The sequence below is a fragment of the Nostoc sp. UIC 10630 genome (assembly GCF_010747425.1).
Taxonomy (GTDB): domain Bacteria; phylum Cyanobacteriota; class Cyanobacteriia; order Cyanobacteriales; family Nostocaceae; genus Nostoc.
Window position 1 is genome coordinate 1 of sequence record NZ_JAAGOG010000281.1, and the last position, 8448, is coordinate 8448.

Here is an 8448-nt window from a genome sequence, read left to right on the forward strand (position 1 = left end):
AAATAAATACTAAAATTATTGGATTAAATATTGTTAAACAATTGTTAAACAAATTGGAATTTTATTACTAAAGATAGATTAAATAACTATTTCTATTGATAGATATAAAATTATATGATTTAGCTATTTAATTTTAAGCATAAAGATGAATATACCTCAGATAAAGTTTGCGGAAACAGTACTGGAGAACATAAACTATGTCATACGTAAATCGGACAGGTAATGAAGTTATTTCTACTGACCCTGTGGTAGCAGGGCGAGTAGCCGAGTATCATGACCTTGTTCGCTGGGGGCCGATTATTTCGGGTTTACTAGTATCTTTAGCTACTCAACTAATTTTAAGCGCTATAATTGGTGCGGTTGCAGCAGGCACAGTTGAAGGTTCAGGTGCGCCCAGATCAATTGCTCCTAACGCTGCGGGTAATGCAGGACTTTGGTCAACTATCGCTTTGCTAATATCCTTATTTACTGGTGGTTGGGTTACAGCCCGTGCTTGTGGACCAATGAACCGTAATACTGCTCTTCTTAATGGTGCAATTCTTTGGGCAACGACTTTGGCAGTTAGCTCATGGTTGCTAGCAAGTGGAGTATCTGGGGCTTTTGGTGTTGCTGCTTCTAACGCTGGAGAAGTTATAAACCAGGTACAACAGCAAGGTGGTGTTAATGTACCACGAGCAAATATAACTGCCCAACAAGCTCGTGATGCGGCTGCTAATTTGCGTTCGGGACTGTGGTGGTTTGTGTTTGGTTCTTTGTTGGGTTTAATAGCCTCAATGATTGGAGCCGTAACTGGAGCTCGTAGTCCTAGGGCTAACAGTTACAATCCTTAAATAGTTGTTCGACAAACAAAATTTTATCAACTTTAAAAGCACTTTTTTAAGGTGCTTTTTGTTTATTATTTAAGATTGCTATTTGTAGCATCCAATTGATTCTGCCGTTGCCAAAATACGACTATCAATTGCTTCTAAAATTTGGCTTAAACTTAAAACAGTAGCGATTGATGTTACTGGGAGGATATCAACAACTGTAACCAAACTTGCAAAAATAGTTTTTGCTCCGTACTCTGCCATTGGCTCAAGTTTTACAGCCGCAATATTGGTAATTGGCGAACTCTAGCTGGAATATAAGAAAAAACCTAATAAACGAATGTCTATCCAGATGCCTCAGGAGCATTGACAATTAATACTATGCTTTCTGTTCTAGTGGAATATTAATTTCATTTTCAAGATAATATTTTACTTTTACTACTTTATAAGACTACGCAATATTAACCAGATATTAAAAAAAAGTAATTCATTATTTCACTATTTTTTACATACTAAATTTATAAGTAAATAGCAACTTTCGTTGTATATCCGAAGTTGGATACTAGTATAGGATGTTTCGTACTAAAGGAGCATGAATCTATAATATTTGAGTAGCTAAATTAAAAAAGTCAATGTGTTAATACAAAACCTATATAGGGTTTTGTATTGCTAAAAAACCAAGAGTTTTAGTTAATTACAAGGAGTACTATCATGGCAGACACAAGCAAACGTGGTTTTGCTTCAATGGATGATGACAAGCAACGGGAAATAGCAAGTAAGGGCGGACAAGCTGCCCATGAGAAGGGTACCGCCCATGAATTTACATCTGAAGAAGCTCGTGAGGCTGGGCACAAAGGTGGTGAAGCAGTGAGTGAGGATAGAGAACACATGGCTGAAATCGGTCGTAAGGGTGGCAAGAAATCTCACAGTGGCGGTCGTAATCAAGATAGTGATGATGCTGATAGTGAAGAAAAAGGTACCCAAGGAGGCACGCCAGAACAACATGCTGAGGCTGGGCGGCAAAGTCACAAAAATAAATAGACTCATCGCCTAGCATTTAAAAGATTCTCACTTTAATATTGCGGTTTAGGATAATTTTCAACATATCCTATCTGTTAGTATCCCGCTTCTAAGCAACAATAATGTTTTTTAGATGCGGGATATCCTATATGAATATTTTTTCAAAGTCAATGAGATGCAAATTCTACTACTACAGATCACCACTTAAGATATGAACCTTCAATGCCCTCTTCACGGCGGATTTTACCATCTTTCTCAAACCAGGCTATTATTTGCTGTGCTGTCAAATCTTCAATAACAACACCATATTCTTGGGCGATATGTTTCAACAGCTTAAGTGATGAAATTGTCAATCTTGTTAAAAACTTTTCTGGGGAAGACAACAACGCTGCGTCTACTTTCGCTGACTCTTCCAGAGTTAAAAATTGTGCTGATGGTTGCTGTGTTGGTACATCCATAAACGCTATCTCAAATTTAGTTGATTATTAAAGAGGGGGTAGTAGTTTTCACAAATGACTAATGACGAACTTGTACTAAATAGCCACAACGATGTTCGCCATCGATAATCCAGTGGGTGCGCTCTACGGTACAATCTGGTAAGACGGCTGCAAACATTTCTAATTCGTGACCACAGATGCTGGGGAAAGACTCGGCAACGTTGGAAATGGCGCAGTTATGTTCCATTAAGATAAAGCGATCGCTCTCAAAGGAGTCACTGACATCAACGGGGTAACACTCCGCCATGAAGCCTTCCGCTTTTCTCAACTCTACTAAGTTGGCTACACGTTCTCGCAGTGAACCGTTACCGACGCGATCGCGATATTCTTTGGCTTTGCGCTGCCACTGTTTCTCTAAAATCGATTTAAATTGGTCATGTCCTACCGTTTCGGCTAAGGTGTCTAGCAGCGAAACCGCAAAATTTCCGCTTGCATCACCAAAGCGATCGCTCATTGTTCGATGCAAGCGATCGCGTCCTTGACGACTCAGTTCATAAAGATGCTGCGGCCGCCCCATCCCCGCCGCTTGCACTGATGTCGAATACAAAACTAGCTCCTCCGTCTCCAAATCTTTGAGATGGCGACGAATAGCTTGGGGGGTAACGTCTAAAACTTCAGCTAGCTCTAAAGCTGTTGCTTTTTCGTGTTTGTGCAGATACTCAAGGATATCTTGCTTGGTTGAGGACTGGTGGGTAGTCGCCATCTTCATGTGGTGCGAGACGTTTAGCGAACGCCCCAAAAATTTATTTGAAAATTTGACTTTGACAACATTGTTGTTGTTAATTTAGCGTAAAATGAAGATAGATTAAACAACATAGCTGTTGTTTTACTCTCCACCACTATTCTAGCAGCCGTGTAACCATTCCGTAACGGTAGATGGGAATCGGCTAAAGAAACCCCGTCTCCCATCCTTATAGAGAGATTCAAGTTCCGAACACGAGAGATTATTACTGATGAGTGCCACTGTCAAAACCTTAGTCAACCAACCCTACAAGTACGGCTTTGTCACCGATATCGAAGCCGACACTATTCCGCGTGGACTAGACGAGGACGTTATCCGCTTGATCTCCTCTAAGAAGAACGAGCCGCAGTTCATGCTGGACTTTCGCCTCAGAGCTTATCGCCAGTGGCAAAAAATGACGGAACCAACTTGGCCGAATGTCAAGTATCCGCCAATAAATTATCAGGATATTATTTACTACTCAGCGCCAAAACGTAAGAAAGAAAAACTAAACAGCTTGGACGAAGTTGATCCAACCCTTTTAGAAACCTTCGAGAAGTTAGGCATTTCCCTATCTGAACAGAAGCGGCTGGCAAATGTCGCCGTTGATGCAATTTTCGATAGCGTCTCTGTCGCCACTACATTTAAAGAAAAGCTAGCGGAAGATGGCGTTATTTTCTGTTCGTTTTCGGAAGCGTTGCAAGAACACCCAGAACTGATCAAAAAATATTTGGGTAGCGTTGTTCCCATAGCTGACAATTATTTTGCCGCATTGAACGCCGCCGTATTTAGCGATGGTTCTTTTGTCTATATTCCTAAAGGCGTGAAATGCCCAATGGAACTGTCTACCTACTTCCGCATCAACTCTGGTGACACGGGACAATTTGAGCGGACTTTGATTGTCGCCGAAGAAGGTAGTTATGTTTCTTACCTCGAAGGTTGCACCGCACCGATGTATGATAGCAACCAACTACACGCCGCAGTTGTGGAACTCGTCGCCCTCGACAACGCCGAAATTAAATACTCCACTGTGCAAAACTGGTACGCTGGAGATGCTAACGGTAAAGGCGGTATTTACAACTTTGTCACCAAGCGCGGTTTGTGTCAGGGCGTAAATTCCAAGATTTCCTGGACTCAAGTAGAAACAGGTTCGGCAATTACTTGGAAATATCCTAGCTGTGTGTTGGTGGGTGATAACTCTGTGGGTGAGTTTTACTCGGTGGCACTGACAAATCATCAGCAGCAAGCTGATACTGGCAGTAAGATGATTCACGTAGGTAAGAATACCCGCAGTACAATTATTTCTAAAGGAATCTCCGCAGGTAATTCTAGTAATAGCTATCGGGGTTTGGTGAAAGTCAATCCGACGGCGAAAGGGGCGAGAAATTATTCTCAGTGTGACTCAATGCTGATTGGGGATAATGCCCATGCCAACACTTTCCCTTATATTCAGGTGCAAAATAACGGTGCGAAGGTGGAGCATGAAGCTTCTACTTCTAAGATTGGGGAAGATCAGTTATTTTACTTTGCTCAACGGGGTATTTCTTCAGAAGATGCTATTTCGATGATGATTAGCGGCTTCTGTAAGGATGTTTTCAATCAGCTACCGATGGAGTTTGCTGTGGAAGCTGATAAGTTGTTGAGTTTGAAGTTGGAAGGCAGTGTTGGATAAATGGAAGCAAGGATAAACACAGGGACATCGGCATTCTGTGTTTATCTTTTGGAAGAGTAACGAACCGCGAAGACGCTAAGAGCGCGAAGAGAGAAGGGAGAGAAGATGATTATTGAAAATAGTGAAGTTGTGCTGTCAGTACGAAATCTGACGGCTAATGTTGATGGGACACCAATTCTTAAGGGTGTGAATCTGGAGGTGCGATCGGGTGAAATTCATGCGATCATGGGGCCGAATGGTTCTGGTAAGAGTACCTTTTCTAAGGTGTTGGCTGGGCATCCGGCGTATGAGGTGACTGGCGGTGAGGTGATTTTCCAGGGGCAGAATCTGCTGGAGTTGGAGCCGGAGGAACGCGCTAGAAGTGGTGTATTTTTGGCGTTCCAGTATCCGTTAGAAATTCCGGGTGTGAGCAATTTGGATTTCTTGCGGGTGGCGTACAATTCCCGGCGGAAGGCGCAAGGTTTAGAGGAAATAGACGCTTTTGATTTTGACGATTTGATTGAGCAAAAGCTGGATGTGGTGAAGATGAATGCCAGTTTTCTCAGTCGGAGTTTGAATGAAGGGTTTTCTGGTGGTGAGAAGAAGCGGAATGAAATTCTGCAAATGGCGCTGCTGGAACCAAAGTTAGGAATTTTGGATGAAACTGATTCGGGTTTGGATATTGACGCACTCCGAATTGTGGCGAATGGAGTAAATCAACTGGCAAGTCCAGAAAATTCGACAATTTTGATTACTCACTACCAACGATTACTCGATTATATTGTGCCTGATTTTGTGCATGTGATGGCACAGGGGCAGATTATTACGAGTGGTGGTAAAGAACTGGCGCTGGAATTAGAGTCTCGCGGTTATGACTGGGTGCTAGAAGAGTTTGCAGCTGCTGAGGTGGGTGTGTAATGAATATTCAAGTATCTCCTAGTCCAATACCTAATTCAAATGCAGTCAATTTGACATCGATGTTAGATAGAGATGATTATCTGACTGGGTTGTTAAATCAAGTAACAGCAACTAAAACAGAAGGTTGGTTGCAGGAATTACGCCAAAGTGCTGCAAATTGGGTACGTCACTCGATTATCCCGACTACCCGCGAGGAAGAATGGCGATTTACTGATTTGTCGTCTTTGCGGCAAATTCAATTTAATTTTCAGCCAGGCGAGATATCAAATGCAGAGGGTACACCTTTATCACTGCCAGAAGCACTAAAAAGTCGTTTAGTGTTTGTTAATGGCAAATTTGCACCTACTTTATCTGCAATTGCCAACTTACCACCTGGCGTTAAAGTGAGTAATTTAGCTAGCTTGTCTGCGGATAATCGTGAGCATTTAAAACAGTATTTAGCTCAAACAGAAGGAGCGCAGGAAGTATTTACCGCGCTCAATACTGCTGGCATAAATGATGTAGCGGTAGTGTGGGTTTCCAAAAATGTAGAAGTGGAAACGCCAATTCATTTACAGTTCGTAACTGTGGCTGAACCTTCAATTTTTTCTCTACCGCGTTGTTTGGTAGTAGCTGAGGCTGGAAGCAGTCTTATTTTAGTTGAAGAGTATACAACTCCTTCAGGTCTTGTAGGCAATTTTGTAGAGAATACCACACCAGAATTTGTTGGCTTTACTAACGCAGTAACGGAAATTTGGTTGGGAGAGAATGCTCAGGTAAATCACACTCGCATTCAATGCGAATATCTGGCCGATTTTCATATAGGTAAAACTGCTGTAACCCAAGCTCGTGATAGTCGATATACTTGTCATGCCATAACTTTAGGTGCAAAGTTGTCACGGCACAATTTGGAGATTTTGCAAACTGGTGAGCAGACACAAACTACTCTCAATGGTTTGACGATAATTTCTGGTAAGCAGTTGTCTGATACTCACAGTGCGATCGCACTCAACTATCCTCACGGTACAAGTGACCAATTGCATAAATGTATTGTAGGCGATCGCGCTCATGCGGTGTTCAATGGTAAAGTTTTTGTACCCAAACTAGCGCAGTTAACAAATGCATCCCAGTTGAATCGCAATTTGCTGCTATCGTCTAAAGCCAGAGTTGATACCAAACCCCAATTGGAAATTACAGCAGATAATGTCAAATGCGCTCACGGTGCTACTGTTAGCCAATTAGAAGATGACGAAATATTCTATCTGCAAAGTCGGGGAATTGATGAAAACGATGCTCGGAAGTTGTTAATTAACGCCTTTGCTGCTGAAGTTATCAACCAAATACCGATTCCCTCTCTGCGAGAAATCCTTTTAAACACAGTCAATAATCTCAAGTCCCTGACTAATGAGTAATAACGTAATCTACCAATGACTTTTACTCCTACCAAAACCCTTGCTGATAAAGTTCGCGCTGACTTCCCGATATTGCATCAGGAAGTCAACGGCAAACCCTTGGTTTATCTCGATAATGCGGCGACATCGCAAAAGCCTTTGTTCGTATTAAATACCCTGCGGGATTATTACGAACACTATAATGCTAACGTGCATCGAGGTGCCCATACCCTGAGTGCTAAAGCTACTGATGCTTATGAAGGCGCTAGAGATAAAGTTGCCAAATTCATCAACGCAGCATCGCGTCAGGAAATTGTCTACACCCGCAACGCAAGCGAAGCGATTAATCTAGTCGCTTATAGCTGGGGAATGAATAATTTGCAGCCGGGAGATGAAATTATTCTCTCGGTTATGGAACACCACAGTAATATTGTACCTTGGCAATTGGTAGCACAAAAAACGGGTGCAGTACTGAAATTTGTAGAATTAACACCAGAAGAGACTTTTGATTTGGAACAGTTTAAAAAGCTGATTTCCGAAAAGACAAAGTTAGTATCGGTAGTGCATATTTCTAATACTTTGGGTTGCATTAACCCAGTGTCAGAAATTGGTGCGATCGCTCACAGCTACGGTGCTAAATTCTTAGTTGATGCTTGCCAAAGTGTTCCTCATTACCCTGTTGATGTACAAAAAATAGATTGTGATTGGTTGGTAGCATCTGGTCATAAAATGTGCGCTCCAACTGGGATAGGATTTCTGTATGGCAAGTTAGAATTGCTAGAATCAATGCCACCATTTTTTGGTGGTGGTGAGATGATTGCAGAGGTGTATTTAGACCATTCTACTTATGCAGAATTACCGCATAAATTTGAAGCTGGTACACCTGCAATTGGAGAAGCGATCGCACTTGGTGCTGCGATCGATTATCTTAGCAGTATCGGCATGGATAAAATCCACGCCTACGAAGCAGAATTAACCGCTTATTTGTTCCAACAATTAGAGCAAATTCCCCAAATTAGAATTTACGGCCCCAAACCAAATGCGAAAGGTGAAGGTAGAGCCGCTCTTGCGTCATTCACCGCCGGGGAAGTCCACGCTAACGACTTATCTACATTATTAGATCAAGAAGGCGTTGCCATCCGTTCTGGACACCACTGCACTCAACCATTACACCGTTACTTAGGTCTTGCTGCAACCGCACGAGCAAGTCTATCTTTCTACAATACCCGTGAGGAAATTGATATTTTCATCAAAGCACTGAAAGAAACTCTCGACTTTTTTGCAGGTTTCCTTGCTTAAAGTTACAAAATATTCAGATACTAATTGTGCCAAATATCAGCAAAATATCTTGCTAATATTTGGCACAATTTAATTATCTGGATTATTTATATAGGACTAATATTTGATTTCTGAAAAAGCTCCGTACATTTGAAGGGTGGGGAAATCAAAGGTCGTGTGTCGGATA

General features: G+C 41.9%; 9 protein-coding genes. 6 read left to right on the top strand and 3 right to left on the bottom strand.

From position 1 onward, the window contains the following. Positions 1–197 precede the first annotated feature (197 nt). Positions 198–830, top strand: a complete 633-nt coding sequence (locus tag G1O98_RS34855) for a hypothetical protein (RefSeq protein WP_163938379.1) — start codon at positions 198–200, stop codon at positions 828–830. A 78-nt stretch (positions 831–908) separates the two neighbouring features. On the opposite strand, the gene G1O98_RS34860 is transcribed toward G1O98_RS34855, so the two are convergent. Beyond that, the gene (locus G1O98_RS34860) at positions 909–1070 is read right to left on the bottom strand and encodes a hypothetical protein (protein ID WP_163938381.1); all 162 of its coding nucleotides are present in this window, start codon (positions 1068–1070) and stop codon (positions 909–911) included. Between the two features lie 447 nt (positions 1071–1517). Here G1O98_RS34860 and G1O98_RS34865 point away from each other — a divergent pair, with 447 nt between their 5' ends. After that, positions 1518–1847 (top strand): general stress protein, encoded by a 330-nt coding sequence (locus G1O98_RS34865; protein WP_163938383.1) that lies wholly within the window; start codon positions 1518–1520, stop codon positions 1845–1847. Between the two features lie 176 nt (positions 1848–2023). Here the strand turns inward: G1O98_RS34865 and G1O98_RS34870 are convergent, their stop codons facing one another. Then, positions 2024–2284 carry a hypothetical protein gene (locus G1O98_RS34870; RefSeq protein WP_012411123.1) on the bottom strand — a complete coding sequence of 87 codons (261 nt, stop codon included), beginning with the start codon at positions 2282–2284 and terminating at the stop codon, positions 2024–2026. A gap of 58 nt (positions 2285–2342) precedes the next feature. Then, a complete protein-coding gene (gene sufR, locus G1O98_RS34875) occupies positions 2343–3026 on the bottom strand; it encodes an iron-sulfur cluster biosynthesis transcriptional regulator SufR (protein WP_163938386.1) in 684 nt (227 codons plus the stop codon). A gap of 250 nt (positions 3027–3276) precedes the next feature. On the opposite strand from sufR, the gene sufB reads away from it, so the two are divergent. From sufB to G1O98_RS34895, 4 genes are all read left to right on the top strand, one after another. After that, positions 3277–4716, top strand: a complete 1440-nt coding sequence (gene sufB, locus G1O98_RS34880) for a Fe-S cluster assembly protein SufB (protein WP_109009508.1) — start codon at positions 3277–3279, stop codon at positions 4714–4716. A 105-nt stretch (positions 4717–4821) separates the two neighbouring features. Further along, positions 4822–5613, top strand: coding sequence for a Fe-S cluster assembly ATPase SufC (gene sufC / locus G1O98_RS34885; protein WP_163938390.1), 792 nt, complete (start codon positions 4822–4824; stop codon positions 5611–5613). Next, positions 5613–7004: a Fe-S cluster assembly protein SufD gene (sufD, locus tag G1O98_RS34890; RefSeq protein ID WP_163938393.1), complete on the top strand. Its 1392-nt coding sequence runs from the start codon at positions 5613–5615 to the stop codon at positions 7002–7004. Before sufC ends, sufD begins: the two co-directional genes overlap by 1 nt. A 15-nt stretch (positions 7005–7019) precedes the next feature. Further along, the gene (locus G1O98_RS34895) at positions 7020–8282 is read left to right on the top strand and encodes a cysteine desulfurase (protein ID WP_163938396.1); all 1263 of its coding nucleotides are present in this window, start codon (positions 7020–7022) and stop codon (positions 8280–8282) included. Positions 8283–8448: the final 166 nt, after the last annotated feature.

What these genes read in the sequence shown, in the direction of transcription:
- sufD (WP_163938393.1), top strand. Translation starts at nt 5,613, where the DNA reads ATGAATATTCAAGTATCTCCTAGTCCAATACCTAATTCAAATGCAGTC.
- G1O98_RS34855 (WP_163938379.1), top strand. Translation starts at nt 198, where the DNA reads ATGTCATACGTAAATCGGACAGGTAATGAAGTTATTTCTACTGACCCT.
- sufC (WP_163938390.1), top strand. Translation starts at nt 4,822, where the DNA reads ATGATTATTGAAAATAGTGAAGTTGTGCTGTCAGTACGAAATCTGACG.
- sufB (WP_109009508.1), top strand. Translation starts at nt 3,277, where the DNA reads ATGAGTGCCACTGTCAAAACCTTAGTCAACCAACCCTACAAGTACGGC.
- sufR (WP_163938386.1), bottom strand. Translation starts at nt 3,026, where the DNA reads ATGGCGACTACCCACCAGTCCTCAACCAAGCAAGATATCCTTGAGTAT.
- G1O98_RS34895 (WP_163938396.1), top strand. Translation starts at nt 7,020, where the DNA reads ATGACTTTTACTCCTACCAAAACCCTTGCTGATAAAGTTCGCGCTGAC.
- G1O98_RS34870 (WP_012411123.1), bottom strand. Translation starts at nt 2,284, where the DNA reads ATGGATGTACCAACACAGCAACCATCAGCACAATTTTTAACTCTGGAA.
- G1O98_RS34860 (WP_163938381.1), bottom strand. Translation starts at nt 1,070, where the DNA reads ATGGCAGAGTACGGAGCAAAAACTATTTTTGCAAGTTTGGTTACAGTT.
- G1O98_RS34865 (WP_163938383.1), top strand. Translation starts at nt 1,518, where the DNA reads ATGGCAGACACAAGCAAACGTGGTTTTGCTTCAATGGATGATGACAAG.